A 22619-nucleotide genomic window follows, 5' to 3' on the forward strand; every position below is an offset into this window, starting at 1 on the left:
CCTAGAGGACCAGAAATTCTGAGCCCGGTCCCTGGTTCTTATCAAACACAACCGTTACGGTGCAGCCCTTCCCCGGCGCCGTTCGAATATTGACCTTCCCGTTGAACACATCGGCGCGGTTAAAGATGTTACTTAAACCAATGCCCTTGCGTTTTGCAGCGAGGTCGAAGCCTTTGCCGTTATCGTTGATGGAGAGCGAGATCTTTTTACCCTGTTCTTTTATGGTGATCCCTACTTTTGAGGCCTCTGCATATTTCAGGATATTGCTCATTTGTTCCTGCACAATGCGGTAAATGGTAAGCTTCAACCCATTGTCGAGCTTTGATTCATCGATGCCGCCATGATTGAAACATACTTCCATTTTTTGCGCACTCCTGATATCCCCGATCATATCATTGATGGTTTCAATAATACCCAGGTCGGCAGCGCTGGGCGATACCAGTGATTTTGACAGCTTGCGAATTTCTTCTATGGCCATATGAATATGTTCGGTGGCCTTATTCATGAAATACTCCCGTTCTTCGCTTTCAATAAAAGGCGACGACAGGAACAGTTTGGCCGAAGCCAGGATCTGGTTTACATTATCGTGCAGTTCCTTGCCTATTTCGGAGCGTTCTTTTTCCTGGATATTAATAGTGGCGCGGGTGATCTGCCGCTGGTGGTTCACTTTTTCTTCCACCATTTGGGCCTCCTGGTTCCGCAATTGTTCCTCGGCCTGTTTCTGATTGGTGATATCATGCACCACCCCTATCAGTTTCTCCGATTCACCAAGGTGATTTTTGACCACCTGGCCCTGCGAATGAATGACCCTGATGTCCCCATTGGGTCGAAGGCTTCTGAACTCCAGATCAAATTCGCCTTTACCTTCGGTCACAGCTTTCATTGTGGCCAATACATATTCCCTGTCATCGGGATGAACAACATCAAGACGCTGGTCCATCGTAGGCGCCGCATCAGTGGGTTCCAGGCCAAAGATGCGGAACAGCTCATCTGACCAAATGGTAGCGCCCGTTGCCAGATCGGTTTCCCAACTGCCTAACGAAGCGATGCGTTCTGCCTGTTGCAGTAAACGCTGGTTGCGCAGCATTTGCTCTTCCGACTTTATGCGTTCGGTACTATCAATGCCAATGGCAAAATAACCGGCAATATTCCCCTCATTATCGAACTGCGGTTGTGCCTGCATGGTAAGCCATACCTTGCGGCCCGATTTGGCATAGATCATCATATCAATTTCAAACGTGCGGCCGGCATTCTTATTCTCGATCACCCTTTTAATGGTATTGCGGTCGGTACCTTCCCCATACAAAAAATCTTCGGGCCTTCTGCCCAACACTTCCTCGAGGGTGTATTCTGTTATTTTGGTAAACGCATCATTGATCCATACGATCCTTCTTTTTACATCGGTAAGCACAATGGGGCACAGGGTTTCGCGGGCCACATGCGATAACTTTTTCAACTCTTCCTCTGTCTGCTTTTTGGCGGTTATGTCCCTGATGATCGTACTCATCCGTTCTTCCCCGTTCAGGTCTTTGAATGAGACCGATGAAAATTCACTGGGAAAATGTTCACCATTCTTTTTAATACTTATCTGTTCGCCCTGTATAAACCCTTTTTTCGCCCGTTCTTCCATTAGCTTCAGGAACTCTTCGTCATGAACCACCAACTTTGTACGCCCCAGCTTTTTGAATTCCTCCTCGGTATAACCAAACAATTCGACTGCATTCTTATTTACTTCCAGGATGGTGCCATCGGGTTTACCCAAAATAAAAGCATACAGGCTGCTGTTGGCAATGGACCGGTATTTTTCCTGGTTCAGGTAAATCATTTGCTCGGCCTGCTTATGCTGGGTAATATCCTGAAAGGTGCCAAACAGTTGTATGGTCTTGTTGAGCGCCTGTTTGGGGCGGCCAATGGCCCGCACCCATTTTTTATGGGGCGTACCTGTACAGCAATCCAGATCAAGGTTAAAAGGGGTGCCTTTTTGAATAGCCTGGTGCACAGCCCATTTAAATTGCTGATAAGCTTCCTTACCAACAAAGTTGAGCAGATCGTACCAGGTGATCGTTTTGGTTTTGGGCCGCTCAAGCAACTTGTACATGCCTTCAGTGCATGACAACTGGTTGGTTTGCACATCGAGCTGCCAGCCGCCAATGCCCGCCGCCAGCTCGGTTTCTTCGAGCAGGTGCTTGTAGTTGGTGGTTGCTGTGACATCGGTCATGCAAACCGTCATATACCGGAACCCATCCGGTTCGGTAATTATAGTTACACTGCAATTGGCCACGAATACATGGCCGTCTTTTCGTTGTACAGCAAATTCAGTGATCTTACGGGGAGCGCCTGAAGTAATATCCTCATTAAAGGAGCGCTGCACAAAGTCTTTTTGCATTTCGGGTACAACGGTTAAAAAATGATTGCCGATCAACTCGCTTCGATCGAAGCCGATCATTTGGCAATACGTGTCATTCATATCAATGTAATACCCTTTGCAGTCCAGTATCAGGATCCCTACATCCAGGTTATTGAAAACCGGATTGAATAGTAAACTGGCAGCCCTGGCCGTCGCAGGCTTTTTTTCCCGTTTTGCTTTTGAATGTACTCGCATATCACCCATTTTACCAACCCTGGTCACTCCGCCAGTTGGCGGACCAGCTTAAAAATTATGAATTAATAACTCTTCAGGTACAAATACTAAGGCATGCTTTTTCAGGAACAGGTTGAATTGATGATTTCACGAATACCGGGATAATGAGGTTAAAGTACAGGAGGTTAATGAATACAGGATCAATGATCAGTGTAGTAAAAAGGCTATCGGGAATGGTGTTTGAATAAATTTACTATTTTCTTATCTATCAAAACAGAAATTATTATGCCCGGTAGGGGTTTTATTTAATTTCAAAAGGGTTTTTGGCAATTTCCTGGCCCGGATCAAATTGCTGATAAATATTGCAGTTAAATTCTTCGACTTCGCTCAGAACAAATAAAAACGGACAACCCATTTTACCATGAATTGTCCGTTTTACTTTTTATTGAAAATCGTTGGTTCGCTTACTTCCCGATTTCTTTAAATTTTGTTTTGCTAAAATCATCGGCCAGCTGGTTCAACTGGGCAGGCGACAGGGTGGTAGTTCCCTGGTCAAAAACGATGCGGTAAACAAAACGCACGCTTTCGCCTGGTTTCAGGTGCAGGTTTTTGGCAGCATTACCATTGGTGAATACTTTTTCGCCCAACGGGTTGGCGGCAAACAGGCCATAGCCCCGCGCATGCCAGAAAGTGGGATAATTGACGTTGCCGGGGTGATCGATGATGGCGATACTGATGCTGTCGTTCTTCATTTTTCCATACATCTTGCACCAAACCCCTCTCGTGCTCCAGGCGCTGTCGCCTTCCTTACCGGCGCTGGTAAGGTAATTACCGGTGGCCACCGCATCGGTATTCCCTTTTACGACTGTAACATTTCCTTTATCATCGTTGAACAACTGATCTTTTTTGCTGCTGATCTGTAATTCATGCGCTACCCGCAAACCCAGCAACCCATCTTTGGCATCGGTGAACAGTACATCCTGTACTGCTTTCAGTACGGTGATACGGTCAACGATGCGCTGGTTCCCTGCGCCGCTGAATTCATATTGCGTGGTTTCTTCGAGCAGTACGTCGTTCTTGCTGTTTACCCAGTTGGCATGATAGGCCAGGATGCCTTTGGCCCCGTCTTCTTTTTTGATAATGCGATCGGTTTTGATCGATCCGTACATGCTTTTTCTGGAAGCGGGGATCGCAAAGGAATTATTCCAGAAATCGAGGCCGTTCACATTTTCAAAATTGAACCACAGGCCCACATGATGCGGATGATCGGTAGGATCGCCAGCCATGGGGAAATAGGGATAACCACGGGTAAGCATGGCGCCATTGGCCGAAAAGATCGGGTATAGTACCGGCTTCGCCAGGCTATCGGGAAATATAAAACGGGTGAACAGGTTTGAACCGATAAATACATTGATGGTGCTCTGGTCTTTTTCAGTTACCAGCTTTACCGTTTCTTTTTTCTGGGCAAAGGATACGGATCCAATGAAGCAACCGGTAACCCAAAGAAAAGCTTGTTTCATAAAAGGTATTAAAAATGGTTTTTGATGGATTTCTGATTTTGAGATGTAGCGATTTTGAGATTTCAATTTGCTTTAGCCTTTTTATAAAATCTCAAAATCCCGAAATCCCGAAATCGCTTAATTTTCTCCTAAGGTAAACTTAATATTTAAATACCTTTCCACCTACCATTACTTCCTGTGTTTTTTCATCGAACGTAGCCTTCATGCCTGAGTGAACAGCTGCATTGGTCATGATGGTGGCTATAGAGTGACTGTAACCTGCTTCAACAGGCGCATTGGGTTGTTTGCGGCTGCGGATGCATTCCATCCAGTTGCGTACGTGGTTGCTGGTTAGTTTATCGCCACCGGTATTGGCGCTGGCAATAACAGGCTCTACCGCAGATAAGCTCTGCTCGGGCAACAGGTTGGGCTGCATACCCATTTCATCGGCAAATCTCTTTGTCAACCCGCCTTTGGGCGAAACGGTATTGGTAATGAGGTTGAGCTCACCGCCATTTGAATAATACACTTCAGAAGGCCGTTCATCACCATTATGCATACGGCTGCCAAATACCACCTGAAAGCCGGTTGAAGCATCGTTTAACGGACCGTAATCAAAAACAGCCGTGATGGTGTCCCAGTTCTTACGGCCATCTTTCCACATGTATATGCCGCCATTGGCCACCACACTGCGCGGGTGCTCAATGCCGCTGAACCAATGCACCGTATCGATCTGATGGCTCATCCACTGACCGGGCAAACCTGAAGAATAAGGCCAGAACAAACGATACTCGAGGTATTTACGCGGATCGAATGGTTCATACGGCCGGTTCATGAGGTAGCGTTTCCAATCGGTATCTTCTTCTTTTATTTCTTTCAGCAATGCGGGCCTGCGCCAGCGCCCCGGCTGGTTTACATTCCAGGTAAGTTCTACCATGGTAATGGGGCCGAATTTGCCCGATTTAATAAAGTCATTGGCGGCATGGTAGTTGGAACCGCTTCTGCGCTGTGAACCGATCTGTACAATGCGGTCGGTGGCCTTGATGGCCTTCAGGGCAGCGCGGTTATCTTCCATGGTTTCGGCAAATGGTTTTTCAACATAGGCATCGCAACCGGCCTTTACGGCTTCAATGGCGTGCAGGGCATGTTGAAAATCGGCCGTGCTGATGAATACGGCATCTACCAGTTTCTTGCTGTATAGTTCTTCGTTATTGCGGCAGGCCACAATATCATGGCCCATTTTTTCTTTCCATTGGGCAGCGCCCTCTTCCCTTCTCTTATTCCAGATATCCGATACCGCCACAATATCAAAATTCAGTTCTTTGTAATGGTTCATAAAACAAGGCATGTGCGTGGAGCGATGCCGGTCACTAAAACCAACTACGCCTACCCGTACCCTATCATTTGAACCCAGGATCCTTCTATAACTTTGTGCAGAAAATCCGGCCTTTGCAGCTAACAGTCCGGCTGAGGCCATGGTAGTTTGCTGTATAAACCGGCGACGAGAATTTTTCATATCGGCTTTGTTAAATTGGTTGATTGGAAAGCATTAAAATTAAGTAGAACAATGAGATTTTTTTCATTAAAAAACAACAGGAATATATTAATGAGTTTATTGTTATTATAGGTTAATACCGTTACAGGTTGCAAGACGCAAATTAACAGTTGCAGGTTGCATGAGGAAGTTACCAGTTGCCGGGTACCAGTTACCGGGTACCAGTTACCGGGGCACAAATTATAAGCAGGCTGATTACAGGCGGGCTTTCCGCAATAAGGTTCTGGTAACCGGGAACAGGCAACCGGAAACTATTGAAACTGCAAAGCAAAATATTCAAGGGGTTCTGTACTGGTATTCTTGAGCGAATGCAGGGTATTTGAGGAAAAGAAAATAAGGTCGCCGCCGGTAGCGGTTTGCGTTCCGTCACCTATGAGTGCCAGGGCATTTCCTTTGCGAATGAGAATAATTTCTTCCTGCGGATGTTTATGCGGTGCGTGGCTTACCTGCCCGGGATTCAATGAAGTAACATGCAATTCCATTTTTTGAAACGCGGCCGTGAACCGGTCGAACACTTCTCTTCTTTCGCCTTTTTCAGTTGGCTGAACCGACCAGTTATCCCAGTCGCCGGCGAATGAGCCACCCGCTCCTTTGCCACGCTCTGCATTGATGGGCGTGTTTGTTTTGAACCGCAAAATATAGTACACGGTCAACACCTTACCCGTATTTTCAAAACTGTGTTCATCGCCCGGCATAATGAGCGCCACGCCACCGGGCCCAATGATGGTGGTATTGCCAATGGCCGTCACTTTCAGGTTTCCTTCTTTTACAATGATGAGCTCTTCCACATCGGGATGCACCCGGGGTGGGTACGGCATGCGGCCGGGGTCCAGCTCAACAACCCGCATTTCAAGATTAGCTAAAGTAGCCGTAGGCCCATTGGCCATTTTCATGAAATAAGTGCTGGAATCCTTTTGTACGATCAGGTCTTTCCAGGCAAATACTTTCGAGGTTATTGATGTTGGTGGTTGCGCCCTGGCAAAAAGGCACGCTAAAACCATAATACTCAGCAAGGTAGACTTCATGGCGTAAACATAACATCGTTTTGTTATAAGTCACGGTTCCATTTACTATAACGCCGGCGGGCGGGTGCGGATTGTGGATAAATGCCAATATCGCATGAAAAAAAGGGACATCCATGGTTGCGGATGCCCCTTGTGGCTTATGCTTCTATCTACTCTCTACTCTTTTATCAGTTTGGTAGTGACCACTTTGCCGTTATGCACCATTTTTAATGTATACAAACCGGCTGGCAAATGGCGTGGCTCAAAGCTTGCCCGGTGGCTGCCGGCGGCCAGGTTACCATTCACCAGTATGGCCACTTCTTTGCCGGTAAGGTCATATACCGAGAGGTATACATGGCCAGGCTGTTCCATATTGAACACAATGGTATTGCTTTGTTTGAACGGATTGGGATAGGCCTGCAGCGTAGTGCCTGCTGCTGGTGTGGTTGACCGGTCGATGAGCGAAGCGATGATCCGTGGCTGTACGGTCGTTGTTGTCGTTGTGTTGATCACCAGCTGCGGCGGGTTGTTACCGGCTTCTGAGGAGTTCCACAAAATACGCGGATCGGCCGGGGCCTGGCTCTTCATGACCAGGGAGATCAGTTTACGGCCGGCGGCCATTTCGCTTTTGACGTAATTGGTAATGTCCCAGGTAACATAACTGTAAGCCGCATTGGTTACCGTAGCTGAAGCCAGGGCGGTTGTGCCCGATGCCGGTTTGTTATTCCAGGTCAGTGCACTTTCCGTCCAGCCGGTGTTTGCCACGGAGAAAACCGCAACGGGTATGCTGATGGCTGTTGTGCCGTCTACTTTGCCATACACTTTTAACGCTACTGAGTTAATAGTGCCGGTAACCGCAGTGGCATCGAACAGCAAATAGGTTTCGCGGTTATTACCGGTGGTTGATGTAGGATTCACCTTGGTGATCAGCAGCGTTGAATCGGTAGTGCCATGGGTAACAGTGGCATTCGATCCGTCACGCACATACGCATCCTGTACAGGCAATAAGGTAATGAGCTGGTTATTGCCCGAACCGGTCGTGATCTTCACTTCGGTATAACTGTTCCAGGCATTCACGCTGTTCCCATGCCCCACGATGCGTACATATTTGGCAGAACGCGGCGAAAAGGTGAATGTTTCGAGGTTCAGCGTAGTGCCACTGCTTTTTAAACCGGTAGCGGCATTTGTCCAGGTTTGTCCATCGGTACCTGTTTGCACATCAAATGTAGACGTGCGGGTGTTGCCGCTGTAAAAAGCGATCTGTACGCCCGATACGGTGGTAGCGGTATTCAAGCAGAATTGGATCCACTGGCCGTCACCGCTGGCCGACCACCGGGTGTTGAGATCGCCATCGAGCACATTCGCGGGCAAATTGCCATCGTTACCGCTGGCGGTAACGGGTTCACAGGTGGGTGTTCCACTGCCGGGGAAATCATCGGCCGGGCTCATGATATGGTCCCTGATCCAGCTGCCGGCCGGTTTTAACCGGGCTGTTGTCCACGGACCGTTTGAACAGGTGCCGGTTGTCCATACGGCGCCGGAGCGAAAATCATCCGAATAGTTCCAGTTTGTCCAGCTGATCTTTTTTGTTCGTAACAGATCGAGGTATTTCTGGCTCATGGTGAAATTATTGCCACCATCGCCCGTATACGTTTGCGTACCGAATTCTGTAACGAACACGGGCAACCGGTCTGATGCCCAGTTCAACTCATTGTAATACTCATCACCATGCGAAGCCGCATAGAAATGGAAGGTGTACATGATGTTGGCAAAATTCACCGGGTTGCTAACGATATCCTGCGCCGTGCGGCCATCAGAAATACCGAAAGAAGACCAGCCATGGGTGCCTATCAATATTACGGCATCGTCATCAATGGCGCGGATGACGGGAATGATCTGGTCTGCATAACTTTTGATGCCGGCCCAGCTTACATTATTGGGTTCATTACAAATATCATAAATGATATTGTTCTTGGCCTTGTGCTGGTTGGCAATAGCGGTGAAGAATGTTTTTGCCCGCGCGAGGTTGTAATTGGGATCGCCGGGGTCTAACTGATGCCAGTCGACCAGGGCATACATGCCGCGTTCGGTGGCTTCTTCGATGAGGCGGTTCACCTGGGCGGTAAAGCCTGCGGGGTCGGTTTCATAACCGTCTTCCTGTACGTACAGCGAAATACGCAGTACATCGGCGCCCCAGCCATACGCCAGGGTATCGAGCGAGGCTTCGGTAAGGCAACTTCCCCACCCATACCACTGAATGCCATGGGTGCTCATGCCCCGCAGCTGAATGGGATTGCCATACTGGTTACATAATTTCAAACCAATAACGCGTAGCTGGCCGTTTTTGGCCACCGGCGTTTGTGCCTGCGCGTGCCGGCCCATGGCCAGCAGCAATAACAGGCTCCATAAAAAAGGAAAGGTCGATTTCTTCATTGGGTGTTTTTTTTATTAACAATTCATAATGTGAAAATTTGGTGAGATAATTTGATAATGGAATACAGTTGCCGGTTACCAGTTACCAGTTTCCGGGTCGCAAATCAAGGCCGGCTGAGCATTGGCGGGCATGCTGACATTTAGGGCCTGGCAACCGGAAACCGGGAACCGGAAACTGAATCATTTATCACTTCATTCTTTTACTATTTTTTTAGTAACAATCTTTCCATTATGCACCAGCTTAACCCAATACACACCGGCGGCCAATCCATGTGCATTGAACGGTGTGCGGTAGTTACCGGCTGACTGCTGGCCATTCACCAGCACGGCTACCTGCCGGCCCATGAGGTCCAGAATGCTCAACTGTACCTTACCTTCTTTTTCGAGTGTATAGGTAATGGTGTTACTATTATTGAAAGGATTGGGAGAGCTATTCAGTCCTGTTTTTGTAGTCAGGGTTTCTTCCATTAAACGGGCTGCTACAGAAGCGCTGGTTTGTATTTTTACTTCGGTATAACTGTTCCAGGCGTTTACACTATTGCCATGCCCAACAATGCGCACATATTTGGCAGTGGTGGCAGTAATTGCAAATGTTTCCAGGTTCAGCGAAGTACCGCTGCTTACGCGGCCGCTGGCGGCGGTGTTCCAACTGGCGCCATCGGTACTGGTGAGAAGATCAAAGGTGCTGGTGCGGGTGTTGCCATTATAAAAAGCGATCTGAACTCCGGTAACAGTGGTGGCATTGTCTAAACAAAATTGGATCCATTGCCCGTCGCCGCTGGCCGACCAGCGGGTGTTGAGGTCATTATCGAGCACATTGGCGGGTACATTGCCATCATCGGCGCTGGCAATCACCGGCTGGCAGGTGAGCGGATCGGCTCCATTGTAACCGACCATGCCTGTTGACAATATTTGTGCGATCACCGGGGCCGTGGAAGTTTCATCGGCGCCCACATCAAGAGGCGAGGTACGGCTTTGCCCATCCATATCAACTGTAACCGCGCTATAGGTACCGGTGGCGGCGCCAATGGCCGGGCTCCCCGATTGCAAATGGAAGGTGCCTGTAGCATTACGCGCCAGCAACGGATTCACTGAAGTATAACCGCTTGATGGCATGGCGCCGGCGCCATTGGTTTGATAAATAATATTGCCCGACCATACGGCGCCGGTATACGGTCCTGCAATGGAAGCTGCAGCGCCCCCACCCTGTATAATATTATTGGCAAACGTGGTACTGGTAGCACCTAACCCGTTCGTACGGCCGCTTTGCACGTAGTTGGAAGGGTTATTGACGAGGGTATTGAAAACGATCACACAACGGTCGGGCCGGTCGTGCACGGTGAGCGCATCGCCATCGGCCACTTCTCCGTCACCGTTGCCAATGTTGATGGCCGGATCGCAATTCTCGAAATGATTGCTGAAGATGATATGGTCATCGCCGAAGATGCGGATACCGGGCGTATTGATAAAATAGTTGCCATACACCACATTATGGTTACCATGCCGCAGGGTAAACTGGGCCGGGCAATCCCGGATGGTATTATACCTAATGGTAACTGCCGAGGCTTTTACCGAGATCATTTCATTTTCGCCTTCGCATTGTTCAAACAAATTGTATTCAACAATACTGTTGCTCGAGGAAAGACTGTAGCCACTTAAGCCGAATTGCAGGGTCTCGGCCCCGTTACCCGTTTGTGGTTGCTGATCGAAGAAGTAATTGTGATGAATATGCAGGCGCTGTGCGATCTGGCTGCCCGAACCGCGTACCGCAATAAAGCGGCCCAGCGCGTTCTTATGTTGAAAGGTATTGTAATCTACTTCATGGTCGTTCCCATTGAGTAGCAGGTTTTCGCCTTCACCGGGCGTTTCAAAAATATTACGCGTCCACCGGCAAAAGCTGGTGCCGCTGGCCATGGTAGCCTGGGAAGCGCTGTGCGTGAATTTGAATCCTTTGATGATAATGTATTTGGCCGGACTAACGATATTAAAACCGTTGGTACCGCCAATGATGGCGCCACCAATGGTTTGGGCCTGAATGGTGATGGGCGCTGTGGCCGTGCCCTGTTTACTGACATTGATATCGGCACTGGCCGTATACGTGCCATTGGCCAGAATGATGATATCACCGGCCGCCGCATTATTAATGACAGTTTGCAGGGCCGATAAAGAAGTTACCGTAACGGTGGCCGCAGTGAGCGTGGCCGGAAGAATGTACAACAGTACAAGCAATGCGTAGATCTTTGTGCTCATAAATTTTAATTGTTTTAAGTGCATTTGCGCAGGCATGGCAATCCCGAACAGGAATTGGCGCCCGCCTGTTTAAATAACCAGTAATTAAAGGGGAGAAATACTAATCGTATACGGCCATGTACACACTAATTGCCACACCGGTTGTAAGGGGAACCCGTGCGCACCAGCGATAGCATGGAGCGTATAATTCAATGGCTGATACCTGCCTGCATTTCCGGGAACGTAAAGGAAAGAAGAAGGATTGAAATGCAATCGCCATGCTTCCACATAAATCGCACCGCAATTACAAATGGGGAAAAATAAGGGGGAAATGCAGGGGAATAAATAAAAAGATGCGCTAGTAGTAATAAGAGTATACGTTACCGATATACTCGGGCGTAGTGTTTTTTTTCATGTGACAGGCGTTTTGGTGAATGGTATAGTAAACGAAGTAACATTTTATTGTTTTTTATAGCACCCCCGTTATTAGCTGATGAATAACCTATCTTAACACGAATTGTATTTAACGCTAATATTTTCTGCTGATAGCCCGTGAATTTGTACATTGCGCATTAACCGAACAGTTGCTTTACCATGCACGAACATTTGATAAACGCCATTCAGTATTTAATTCCGCTTGCTGACAACGAGAAAGAATTTATACGCCAACTCTTCAAAGAAAAGCATTTTGCCAAAGGCGATTATTTTTTAAAAGAGGGACAAATATGCCAGCATGCGGGCTTTATTCAACAGGGACTGGTACGTTATTACATCAATAAAGAAGGGGAAGACCTGATCTATGGTTTTGGGAAGGAAGGGAATTTTGTTTGCAGTTATGAAAGCTTTCTCGACCACTCCCCTTCAACCAAGATCATTCAGGCTATTGAAGACACTACGATGCTGACGATCACCTACCAGGAGCTGCAACAATTTTATACTGAAATAAAAGGGGGCCAACAATTCGGCCGCCTGGTAGCCGAGCAGATCTTTGTGGAATCGGTAAAACAGATCACCTCCCTGTATACCGACCCGCCGGAACAACGTTACCGTAATTTTTTAGCGCTCTATCCCGATCTGCAGCAGCGCATTCCGCAATATCATATTTCCAGCTATGTAGGGGTAAAACCGCAATCATTGAGCCGCATCAGAAAAAGATTATTATAGGGGCAATTGCATTTGTTAACCCGGGTGCATGAAATTGTTTGCCGCCGACCTGAAATTTGTACTCAGTTAATCACTACTAAAAAAAGTACAAATGAAAAATTCAGCTAAAAACTTCGCATTCTGGACATCTATCCTTACCGGAGCATTATTGTTATTCATCGGCGGCCGTTTTTTTGCCATACCAGAACCTGCCACTACTGCATATGGCATTCATGTGCCCACTAATGGCGACTTTTCGTTCCAATACATTAAAGGCATTCGCGATATCTTCACCGGCGCCATTTTATTAGTGCTGTTGTTTGCAAAAGAGTTTCGCGCCCTGGGCATCGCTTTATTGGTGGGTTGTATGATTCCCATGGTTGATTTTTCGATCGTGTTAACGCATCCGGGTTCTGAAACTGCGCGACTGTACCCGCATCTGAGTGCCGTACTGATCAGTTTGCCATTAGGCATCTATTATCTTAGAACAGCCAGGGTGAAAAAGGTGTAGGGTTCAGGGCCCGGGCCTGTACAGTTCAATACCCGCGTTTTTTGATAGGCTGGAACTGAGCAGAAAGCTTTCTTCTTTTTTACCATATATGATGCGAAGGAGGGCCGTATTGGGCGGAAACATGCCCAGGCTCTCGGCATAGATCACCAACCGGTTGGGATAAGCAGGATACAGGGGAATTTTAATAATGTATGGTTTTTCTTTTAAACCCAGTTTTGGGACCAGCAGCTGGCCGTTATAGTACACAGTGATAGTATCACCATCAACAATGCCATTATCCATGAAACGGATCTCAACGGAATCGGCGTTTATGATATACCGGTTAGCGGGCGTTACCGGCCTGCCGGCAAAGAAATCACGGCCAACAAGTGAATCCCTGTAAATAGGTTTTGCAAAAGTAAAGCTGGTTCCCCCGGTTTTCACAGCGAGCTGGCGGGGCGTAATATCGGGCTCATAAAGGAATGCAGCTTTATATACCAATGACCCCACGTTCTTTGTATAGCGGGCCACAATGTTACACAGCGTATCGCATTGTCTTTCGCCCTGTAACACCACGCTGTCGCCCTCCTTTTCAAAGGTATACTTCATACTGTCGCACAAAGCGCAATGCTTGGCCCAGGTATATTGGCCCGGCGGGTCCTTGAAGTACAGCACTTCCTTTAATTTGGTCATGATGTGATCGGCATAAATGCGGCCGGTGATGCGGGTATGCAGGCGAACGGTTGTATCGGTGGGCAAAATGCATTGTACCACGCCTTCAAACTGTGAACCCTTCACCTTTGAGATCAGCAGGCGGGTATCAAAGGTTTTGGTGAGCTTGCTTTTTTCGCCAAAATATACACCGTTCCAGTTCCCTGCTATCCATTGGTTATCCTGGCTGAAGCCCTGTAAAAAAGCCAGCGTACAAACCAGACACACAAAAACCAGTATATATTTTTTCATTATTGGTACAGTTGTACAATTGTCATTGTTTGCGCCGATACCCATCGGGCGCAAAATTGAAAAAATTGCCTGTACAGTTCAGGAAGTGTGAAGGGGGTGCGAAAACGAAGCAATATAAAGCCAAAAAACAACCCGGCCAAAACCGAAAACAGGAATGGTAATAGCCTGTGAATTCCGGGGCGAGCATAAAAAAATGAGGCACAGCCTGTAGCCATGCCCCTTCTCTCAAACATGTAGTATTCGGAACCTTATTTAGATACATTTATGCCACATTCAAAACAGGCTCATGCTGTTTATCGAGCACCTGTGCCAATAGATCTTCATTGAGCAGGTCCTTTACCGATTTAATAATAAAATCAGGGGTATAACCAAACTGATCAAGATCAGTTTCCTGGGTTACGCCCGATAAGGTTAGCACAGTGGTAAAGCCCATTGAGCCCGCCCCCAGGATATCGGTGCTCATGGTATCGCCGATCATGATGGTTTCATCGGTTGACAGCTGCAATAGCTTGCGGGCCATACGCATCATCACCGGACTTGGTTTACCCACGCTGAATGCCTGCTTACCGGTAGCAAATTCGAGCATGGCGACAAATGCGCCACAACCGGCCCGGTATTTTCCACTGCCCACGGGGCAATTGGGGTCGAGGTTGGTGGCGATCAGCTTTGAACCGTTCATGATCATATTGATCGCTTTGTCGACCGACTCCAGCATAATGGTGCGGCCCTCGCCGATGATCACATAATCAGGATGATCGTCAACAATGGAATAACCCACATTATGTAGTTCGGTCAACAATCCGCCCTCCCCTATTACATAAGCCGTACCATGCTCTTTACGCGAGGCCAGGTAACGCGCCGTAGCCATGGCACAGGTAAAAATATCTTCATCAGTTACATTAAAACCCATTTTGCGCAATTTGTAGCACACATCGCGGGGTGTACGCTGACTGTTGTTCGTTAAGAACAAAAAAGGAAAACCTCTTTCACGCAATGAATTGATGAACTCAACTGCGCCGGGTATTGGCTCACTGCCTTTGTAAATAACCCCATCCATGTCGATAAGAAAGCCTTTTTGTGCCATAGGTCTAATTTTTTTGTTTTAAAAATTGCTGCTTTTTTCAAAATGGCAGGCATCCTCTGGCTGCGTTCAACGCAAGCAGTTCATGACGAATGGACAAGCGAATAAATAACTCACAGGCAAGAAAAGATCGACGGCAAGAATTTGGCAAGAAGTTAAGTCAGGGGGCGAGTGTAGATTGTAACAGACGTACTATTTACAAACGATAAGTGCGTATCTTTTATTGTAAATAACGAAGCAAATATAAGTGTTATTGATTGAAGATCAGGTTATGTTACCATTAAATATAAATGCACCACAAAGCATGTCAGGTTATTTCATTCCTTACAATGAAAAACAATAGAAAAACATTACACAGATCACATTTTGCACTAAGAAATTTTTTCTTCCAGGTCTTTAAGCGCTTTATTATATCTGTATAGCACTTCTACATATTTTTCCAACACGGGTAATAACAACCAGCCGTTGGCCTTTCCATCAACCAGCATAAAATAATATTGCACGGCGCGTTGGATATCTTTCTGTTCAAGACAGATCCATAAACGGGTAAGCCAGAAATTGATCACTTCCGATGCATGGTATTGTTCATAACCCGGCACCGCCTCGCGAATATCGGTGTGTGCATAGATGTTCTCAAAACGCGTATCCGCTTCTTCCTGTATTAAAGCACCCAGGGCCATGCTAAAATGCAACACCGGGTAATATTTATACATTTTCAACGCATGTTGTTTGGCTACTTCGCACAGGCCATCCAGATCGAGTAAGATCCCCTGCTCATAAATAGTTTGTAATGCCAGCGGATTATGTGCATACTGGTTGGCCAGCGCGATCATGCGCGTTTCAAACTCCTGCATCTGTTGCTCATTGTTACGATCGAGCAAATCGGCCAAATCATCAGTAAGCTTTACCACTTCGGTATGTTCAGCCAAATGTTCTTCCAGTACATTATTGGGTTCTTCGGCCCCATGCCCTATTTCATCCCACATCTCGTGCCATACCAATTCTTCATTCGGCGTGCAGGTATTTATTTCGGGTGGCAGTAAACGCGTCAGCAGCTCGGCATGAATGGTGATCTGTTCCAGCACCGAGCGTTGCTGCACCTTTTCAGTATTCAACATATCATCTGAACGAATGTTCTGCACATTGCTCAAACTCACTTCACCATGTGGTATGGAATCCATCGACATATTGATGGCGGCCGTTTCTTCCCGTAAACGGGGTGGCGCATCAGGATCTTCTACTGTATAATAGTAATTTCCTTCGCCTGCATATTGCTTCAGCTTCAACAGTACATCGGCAAACTGACCGTGTTTTGCCACGATCAAATGTGGCAATCCGTCAGTACCAACAGGCACATCCACTACAGGAACTGCATTATTGTCTTCTTCCAGGATATAGCGGGTAATTTCGAAATTATGATGGGGATGAATATCAAACTCAAGGGCAAAATCGTGACCGGCATAAATGATATTATGCGCCAGGGCATAATCTATTTCCCTGAAATCGGCCAGCTGCTGGCTGTAGGCCAACATAAACTCCTCTTCTGAAGTATTGAAAAAAAACACGGTATCTTTTACGCCCAGGCACAGGAGATCGACCCGGTATAAACCAATCGTAACATTGCCGTTTGCATGTTTTCGCATTACCGATACGTTGGCTATCTGGCTTTCTTCCCAATCTTTATTCACCATACATTTGCTCACAGGCATTGTGCGCGCTTTTGTTTGCACAAATTTCCGGGGAGACAGCGTTTGCATATCCATGTAATTTAATGTTGAGGTTATCGCCCGCCCCAACAAGTGAGCGCGAACGGAGTTGCTATTAGTTGAACAATCGTTTGTAATGCCTTTTCGCAGCAGTTGATCCCAGACCACCAAAGTAAACGTATTTTACACTATGACAACAGAAAAGTTGTTGTCATAATTTTCACACATTTCTTAACATTAATGATAAAAGGTTGTTTGATATTGTTTTGCATGCAACAAACTATTAGATAAGGATCATTAAATTTTCTTACCCCCTTTGTGGTATTGTTCTGACCGTTACAAACCCCTAGATTTGATGTTGCACGAATTACAATCACTCCTGCCCGGCCAACATTAATCGAACTATATGTTTTTGCCTGCAATTTTTAAAAACACACTGTCATTGCTTTTGTTAGCAATCCTGCCTGCAATAACCTGCATAATTACCAGCTGCAGCAGCACTAAAATCATTACGGAATACGATTGTGCCGATGCCGCCAATATCAACAGGGACACTACGGTATGGCATTACTTCTGGGGCTTGAAACAGGCAAAAGACATCAGGCCGCAATGCGACAAACGATACAACCACCTGAACAAAGTGGTGGTAAAAAGCACCCCGGCCCACGTGTTATTAACGGTTATCACCCTGGGCATTGTGATACCACAAAAAATATCCTGGTGTTGCGCGCCCCCCAATCTGCAACCGGGACACCTGGGGAATTAGGAAAAAACGTTGACCATGACATTACCTGAAGGCATAAACTTACTACCGATCACTGACTGGCAAAACGGTCATCAGAATTTCACCGTAAACCTCACAAAAGACGCAAGCTTTAACTTACGGTTGCCTTTTGCATTTACCGAAACAGAAAAGAATTACCAGGCCACTACAAAAAATTTTCAGTGGCTCATACAACATGCTGTTGACAACAACCTCAAATTGCGCGCCCTTGGCAATGGCTGGAGCTTTAGTGATGTGCAGGTTTGTACTGGCGGACTGGTTGATACCCGTGAGCTGCGCACTTTCTTTAGCATTGGCAACAGTTTTTTATCGCCGCAATACCTGGCAAGCGGCAAAACCGCCAAAGACCTGGTATTTACCCAATGCGGCATGAGCATTTTGCAAATGAATAAAGAGCTGGAAGAGGAAAATGGCTGGCTGCGCAGTCTGCGCGCCTCCGGCGCCAGTAACGGACAAACCATTGCCGGCGCTACGGCAACCGGAACACATGGCGCGGGTATTAAAGCAGGGGCGGTTCATGACGCCATTGTAGGGTTACATCTTGTTACCGGCTTCAACCGCCATGTGTGGCTCGAGCGCGCTTCGAACCCCGTGGCATCGCCCGCATTTACCGACTGGCTGGGCGCTGAAATCTTCCGGGACGACGACCTCTTCAACGCCGCTGTGGTAAGCTTTGGAAGTTTTGGTTTTATTCATGGCGTGCTGCTCGAAACAGAACCTATTTACCTGTTGGAAAAATACACCTCGGCGAACATCCCATATAACGACAACCTGAAACAGGCTATCAATGAATGGAAATTTGAAGCATTGAACGATTTTCTCCCCTTCCCGCCCGAAAGCCCTGGCCGTAGTTTATATCATTTTGAAGTACTGGTGAACCCGCATCGCTTCGCGGTTAATGATGCCGATAAAGGCGTTTATCTCAGAGCGATGTATAAAACACCTTACCGCACTGATTATACAAAACCAGCACAACCCGGTGGCAATTTTCAATACGGTGATGAGTTGCTGGGACTCATTCAAACCATTCTCGATAATATCGGCAAGAAGCTTACGCAGAAATTGATACCACCACTGGTCACTAAACTGTTTCCCCTGGCATTTGCGGCCAATGAGCAGGCCACCGGTACCATTGGCGAGATCTTTACCAATACAAAATTCAGGGGCAAGGCAGCAAGTGCAGCTACCGCTATTGACACCAGCAATGCCAGCCGCGCCATTGAAGAAATTGTAGCGCTGAATAGGAAGATCCCATTCCCCGGCGCCCTGGCATTACGATTTGTAAAAGGCACCCAGGCCACGCTGGGCTTTACGAAATTCGAAAAGACCTGCGTACTGGAAATGGATGGCGTTGAATCGGCCACCAGCCGGAAGTTCTTTTCCTCCGTATGGGACCGCTTTGAAGCCATTGGCCTCCCCTATACCCTGCACTGGGGCAAGATCAACTTTAACCTAACAGAAGCGCGCATTCGCCAAATGTATGGCGACACGGCCGTGAATAAATGGCTTACTGCAAGACATAAATTGTTAGACAACGAGACGCAGAAAGTGTTTACGAATGAGTTTATGGAGAGAACGGGGCTGATGTAATCCCCCCAGCCCCCTAAAGGGGGAGTAAATACAGGTGCAGGCTAAAAACTAAAAGCCAAAAAACAAAATACGAATGGTATTTGCTTTTGGCTTTATGATTTGTACGACATTTTTATCGTACGATATTATTATCGTATAAACGTAAACCCAGGCAACTTCCTCCCCTTCAGGGGCGGGGGTTTACACTCTTACATAGATCTTCTTCTTATCCATCCAGTACCCCACAGCCCAACATAGTAGCATATAAAGTACCGCCTGCACCAGGGCGCCCACATATGGTGTGGCCAGGTGTACAAAGATGTTATCGTACAACCACCTGAAAACGGTAGTGCCCGAGGGGAACCGGAATACATTCCATAAGATCACCAGCACCTCAGACAGCAGATAAATGAACAATGGATTTTTTCCAAACACCTGGAAGAAGGGTGTCCAGGCTGTTTTTTGCTGAATATCGGCCACATAAACGATAGCAGAAATGATCAAACAATCCAGTCCCACTGTATGCAAGACAAAAGAGCTGGTCCATAATTTTTTATTGATGGGGAACGAATAATCCCAGAAATGCGCCAGCACCAGACAGGCAAAACCAGCCAGCATCAATTTGGTAAGCGCTTCATACGCACCACCTTTCTGCTGCAGGAATTTCCCCACCCAGTAACCACCCACTACATTGGCAATGGCCGGGAAGGTGCTTAAAAAGCCTTCCGGATCAAAAGGCACGCCTTCGCCATGGTATAAATGATCGGGACCAATCAGCAGCAAATCGAGCTTTAAAACGGCATTACCATGCAACGACAGGGGATCGGCCGCATCGCCAAAGAAATACAGCACCGGCCAGTACAATAACAAAATGGCAGCGGTGATAATGATGGTGGCGCGGAACTTCAGGAAATAGAGCATCAGCGAGGCAAAACAATACGCCAGCGCAATGCGTTGCAATACGCCGAAGATGCGCGTTTTTTCAAAGGCCATGAAATGGTATTCCCCGGTTGCTTTATCCATTCGCACAAAGGGAAACCAGTACATTAAATAACCCAGTATAAAGATCAGCAGTGTACGTTTGAAAATTTTAGCCAGTACAGATGCGGTGGAAGCCGTTTCCCATTTGGGCATCACAAAGCTCATGGCGTTTCCTACGGCAAATAAAAAGGAGGGAAACACCAGGTCGGTAGGGGTAAAACCATGCCATTTGGCGTGCAGCAGCGGTGCAAAGGTATGGTCCCCATCGGGCGAGGTATTTACGATGATCATGAAGCAGATCGTCATGCCGCGGAAAACATCCAGCGCCAGGAATCGTTTTTGTTGTTGCATGTCGGTTTTTAGTTGGTGTAGCAGTAGTTTACCTGAACAAACCGAAAGTAAACAATTCAAACGAATACACAAATTCCGGCATTGTTAATACACCTAAAACTTTTATGTACCCGCCTGAATTCGGAAGTAGGAAGTAAGAAGTATGAGGTATGAAGAACCCGATTATCGAAATTGTTGATTATTTATGAAATTTAAACTCTTCTTACTTCTTACCTCTTACTTCCTACCTCTGTATCCCTCACCGGGAGCCGAAGCGCCTGCATTATCTTGTAGAACAATTCCGTATTCTCATAAACGCCCCTGAACCGGAACGACTGTGGGCCGTACGCAAATACCGGAACAGGTATGGCCGTATGGTCATTACTTGCAAAACAGCCGCTTACATATCCATTCTGATAATCACCGGCCAACAACGACAGGCCGCCGGTTTCATGATCGGCGGTTACGATCACCAGGGTTTGCCCGTCGGCATCGGCAAACTGCATTGCTTTGCCAATTACCTGGTCAAAATCCATTACTTCACTCGCTACGTACGACATATTGTTGGCATGACCGCCATAATCGACCTGCGCGCCTTCTGTCATTAAGAAAAACCCTGTTTTATTGACCGACAATGTTTTTACTGCTTTTAAAAAAGCCTGTTCAAGCCAGTTCCCGCGGCCCTTCAGCACAGGCAAACCCGCTTTATTATCAACCACTACCCATTTTTTACCAGTTCCTGCCCCTACGCTGTCGAGACTGTGCGCAACCGTATACTGTGGCGCCAGTTCAAGCAATGCGGCATCGATGGCGCTGCCCTTCCCCTTCTCTTCCAGCAAATCAACATTCGATAAACTCTCTTTTCCGGAGCCTATCAACAGGTCAATGTTCGCTTGTTTGAGATCGCGCAAAATAGCGATGGAATTTTCCCGCTCGGGTTGATGCGCATAAAAATCGGCCGGCGTGGCATCTGTTATATCACCACAGGTGACCAGCCCGGTGCTGATATTCCTTTTCTTCAGGAACACCGGTAACAGCGGAATGGGCGCTCCCGTATGATCAACGCCCACATGCCGGTTATTTGTTTTTTTGCCCGATGAAATAGCCGTAGAACCAGGCGCCGAATCGGTGACGTAATTGTCGTACGAGCTGGTTTTAGAGATCCCGATATTGCGCATATTGAAAACGTTCAGGGCTCCTTTGTTGGCCGTATAGCCGGCATACAGCTGGGCCAGGCCGGTTCCATCGCCAATAAACAACAGGATATTCTTTACCGGTTTATCAACCCCATCGTTTTTAAAAGTGGGCTGGTATAGCTTATAGGCGCTTTTATTTTTCCAGGAACCGGCAGGTAATTTTTGCAGGAAATTTGACAGGGCTTTAATGCTGTCGGTATTGAGATAATCGACCTGCAGCTTCATCAACTGGTACCAGGCATTCGTAAAATCGGGCGTGGCCCAAAAACGCACCGGTTTCTTTAACGCATGGGCACGCGCCACCACGCGTTGCAGGGTATCCCATTCCGGCGCGGGGATATTTCCCTTTCCATTCCACTGGGTATATTTTTTAAGATCGGCGCTCAGCATTACGATACGTGATAGTGCTTCGGCGGAATACTCTTTATTGAGCTCCCCATCAAAACCTATAAAGGAAGGATAAGAAGCATAGGCCGACATTTCGGGCCGGTTACCACTGATGGCTATTTGCAGGGTGCTGCACTGCGTAAGTGCCGGATATTTCTGTAACAGTTCAACCAGCCTGTTCAGGGTAATGACCGAATCTGTTTTTATATCGATCATCAGTTGCAGGCGCCGGGTGCTGTCGGCATAAATATGGCCTTTGTTCTTTTCAACAAATACCTGCAGGGGTTTCAGGTATAATTCTTCCAGCGTGCGGTGCAACGCCAGTTCCTTCTCCGTATGCGCCACCAGTATTTCGCCGTTATGCCAGAAGATATCGGCCTCAATAGAACCGAACGCCTCATAATAGGCCGTAAACAAAGGAACCGGTTGTTCATAATCGTTGTGCGAATGGGCGTTGGCTACTGTATAAGAAACAGGTTGAGCCAATGATTTAGTGCTTAGAATAATCAAAAGAGAAAAAAGTAGCTTATTCAACTGAATAAATTTTCGTCAATGGAGAATGGTGAATGTTGCTGTTACCGGTTACCGGTTTCCGGTTACCAGGCCCTAAATCTCAGCATGCCTGCCAATGTTCAGCCCGTCCTTGATTTATGCCCCGGCAACTGGCGACTGGTAACTGGCAACCGAT

Annotated in this window: 15 protein-coding genes; 4 read left to right on the forward strand and 11 right to left on the reverse strand. The window is 47.2% G+C overall.

Annotated elements, in window-relative coordinates; all coding sequences use genetic code 11:
• Position 1: 1 nt before the first annotated feature.
• The 6 genes from A3860_RS03745 to A3860_RS03775 all read right to left on the reverse strand — a co-directional run bounded on the left by A3860_RS03745 (position 2) and on the right by A3860_RS03775 (position 11322).
• A complete protein-coding gene (locus A3860_RS03745) occupies positions 2 to 2602 on the reverse strand; it encodes a sensor histidine kinase (protein WP_158085129.1) in 2601 nt (866 codons plus the stop codon).
• Positions 2603 to 3045: 443 nt separating this feature from the next.
• Positions 3046 to 4101, reverse strand: a complete 1056-nt coding sequence (locus tag A3860_RS03750) for a DUF6807 domain-containing protein (RefSeq protein ID WP_081145217.1) — start codon at positions 4099 to 4101, stop codon at positions 3046 to 3048.
• A 139-nt stretch (positions 4102 to 4240) separates the two neighbouring features.
• Positions 4241 to 5596, reverse strand: a complete 1356-nt coding sequence (locus A3860_RS03755) for a Gfo/Idh/MocA family protein (protein ID WP_081145218.1) — start codon at positions 5594 to 5596, stop codon at positions 4241 to 4243.
• Positions 5597 to 5886: 290 nt separating this feature from the next.
• Positions 5887 to 6660 carry a cupin domain-containing protein gene (locus A3860_RS03765; protein WP_081145220.1) on the reverse strand — a complete coding sequence of 258 codons (774 nt, stop codon included), beginning with the start codon at positions 6658 to 6660 and terminating at the stop codon, positions 5887 to 5889.
• A 156-nt stretch (positions 6661 to 6816) separates the two neighbouring features.
• A complete protein-coding gene (locus A3860_RS03770) occupies positions 6817 to 9072 on the reverse strand; it encodes a cellulase family glycosylhydrolase (protein ID WP_081145221.1) in 2256 nt (751 codons plus the stop codon).
• A gap of 192 nt (positions 9073 to 9264) precedes the next feature.
• Positions 9265 to 11322, reverse strand: coding sequence for a chondroitinase-B domain-containing protein (locus A3860_RS03775; RefSeq protein ID WP_143773924.1), 2058 nt, complete (start codon positions 11320 to 11322; stop codon positions 9265 to 9267).
• 573 nt (positions 11323 to 11895) lie between these two features.
• Here A3860_RS03775 and A3860_RS03780 point away from each other — a divergent pair.
• Positions 11896 to 12465, forward strand: a complete 570-nt coding sequence (locus A3860_RS03780) for a Crp/Fnr family transcriptional regulator (RefSeq protein WP_081145223.1) — start codon at positions 11896 to 11898, stop codon at positions 12463 to 12465.
• Positions 12466 to 12556: 91 nt separating this feature from the next.
• Entirely contained in the window at positions 12557 to 12955 is a 399-nt protein-coding gene (locus A3860_RS03785) for a DUF4267 domain-containing protein (RefSeq protein WP_081145224.1), read from the forward strand.
• Between the two features lie 3 nt (positions 12956 to 12958).
• Here the strand turns inward: A3860_RS03785 and A3860_RS03790 are convergent, their stop codons facing one another.
• From A3860_RS03790 to A3860_RS03800, 3 genes are all read right to left on the reverse strand, one after another.
• Positions 12959 to 13897, reverse strand: a complete 939-nt coding sequence (locus tag A3860_RS03790; protein WP_143773925.1) for a hypothetical protein — start codon at positions 13895 to 13897, stop codon at positions 12959 to 12961.
• A gap of 262 nt (positions 13898 to 14159) precedes the next feature.
• A complete protein-coding gene (locus tag A3860_RS03795; protein ID WP_081145226.1) occupies positions 14160 to 14981 on the reverse strand; it encodes an HAD-IIA family hydrolase in 822 nt (273 codons plus the stop codon).
• Between the two features lie 368 nt (positions 14982 to 15349).
• Entirely contained in the window at positions 15350 to 16735 is a 1386-nt protein-coding gene (locus tag A3860_RS03800) for a hypothetical protein (RefSeq protein WP_143773926.1), read from the reverse strand.
• 397 nt (positions 16736 to 17132) lie between these two features.
• On the opposite strand from A3860_RS03800, the gene A3860_RS03805 reads away from it, so the two are divergent.
• Positions 17133 to 17450: a hypothetical protein gene (locus A3860_RS03805; protein WP_143773927.1), complete on the forward strand. Its 318-nt coding sequence runs from the start codon at positions 17133 to 17135 to the stop codon at positions 17448 to 17450.
• 15 nt (positions 17451 to 17465) lie between these two features.
• On the forward strand, positions 17466 to 19058 hold the full coding sequence (locus tag A3860_RS03810; protein ID WP_081145229.1) for an FAD-binding protein: 1593 nt from the start codon (positions 17466 to 17468) through the stop codon (positions 19056 to 19058).
• Positions 19059 to 19238: 180 nt separating this feature from the next.
• On the opposite strand, the gene A3860_RS03815 is transcribed toward A3860_RS03810, so the two are convergent.
• A complete protein-coding gene (locus A3860_RS03815) occupies positions 19239 to 20369 on the reverse strand; it encodes an acyltransferase family protein (protein WP_081145230.1) in 1131 nt (376 codons plus the stop codon).
• A 209-nt stretch (positions 20370 to 20578) separates the two neighbouring features.
• A complete protein-coding gene (locus A3860_RS03820) occupies positions 20579 to 22465 on the reverse strand; it encodes an alkaline phosphatase (protein ID WP_143773928.1) in 1887 nt (628 codons plus the stop codon).
• Positions 22466 to 22619: the final 154 nt, after the last annotated feature.

The sequence above is a fragment of the Niastella vici genome (assembly GCF_002077945.1).
Lineage (GTDB): Bacteria > Bacteroidota > Bacteroidia > Chitinophagales > Chitinophagaceae > Niastella > Niastella vici.

Coding starts and splice junctions, on each gene's coding strand:
- A3860_RS03765 (WP_081145220.1), bottom strand. CDS start 6,660: ATGAAGTCTACCTTGCTGAGTATTATGGTTTTAGCGTGCCTTTTTGCC.
- A3860_RS03790 (WP_143773925.1), bottom strand. CDS start 13,897: ATGAAAAAATATATACTGGTTTTTGTGTGTCTGGTTTGTACGCTGGCT.
- A3860_RS03815 (WP_081145230.1), bottom strand. CDS start 20,369: ATGCAACAACAAAAACGATTCCTGGCGCTGGATGTTTTCCGCGGCATG.
- A3860_RS03770 (WP_081145221.1), bottom strand. CDS start 9,072: ATGAAGAAATCGACCTTTCCTTTTTTATGGAGCCTGTTATTGCTGCTG.
- A3860_RS03755 (WP_081145218.1), bottom strand. CDS start 5,596: ATGAAAAATTCTCGTCGCCGGTTTATACAGCAAACTACCATGGCCTCA.
- A3860_RS03810 (WP_081145229.1), top strand. CDS start 17,466: ATGACATTACCTGAAGGCATAAACTTACTACCGATCACTGACTGGCAA.
- A3860_RS03795 (WP_081145226.1), bottom strand. CDS start 14,981: ATGGCACAAAAAGGCTTTCTTATCGACATGGATGGGGTTATTTACAAA.
- A3860_RS03780 (WP_081145223.1), top strand. CDS start 11,896: ATGCACGAACATTTGATAAACGCCATTCAGTATTTAATTCCGCTTGCT.
- A3860_RS03785 (WP_081145224.1), top strand. CDS start 12,557: ATGAAAAATTCAGCTAAAAACTTCGCATTCTGGACATCTATCCTTACC.
- A3860_RS03745 (WP_158085129.1), bottom strand. CDS start 2,602: ATGCGAGTACATTCAAAAGCAAAACGGGAAAAAAAGCCTGCGACGGCC.
- A3860_RS03800 (WP_143773926.1), bottom strand. CDS start 16,735: ATGCAAACGCTGTCTCCCCGGAAATTTGTGCAAACAAAAGCGCGCACA.
- A3860_RS03750 (WP_081145217.1), bottom strand. CDS start 4,101: ATGAAACAAGCTTTTCTTTGGGTTACCGGTTGCTTCATTGGATCCGTA.
- A3860_RS03775 (WP_143773924.1), bottom strand. CDS start 11,322: ATGAGCACAAAGATCTACGCATTGCTTGTACTGTTGTACATTCTTCCG.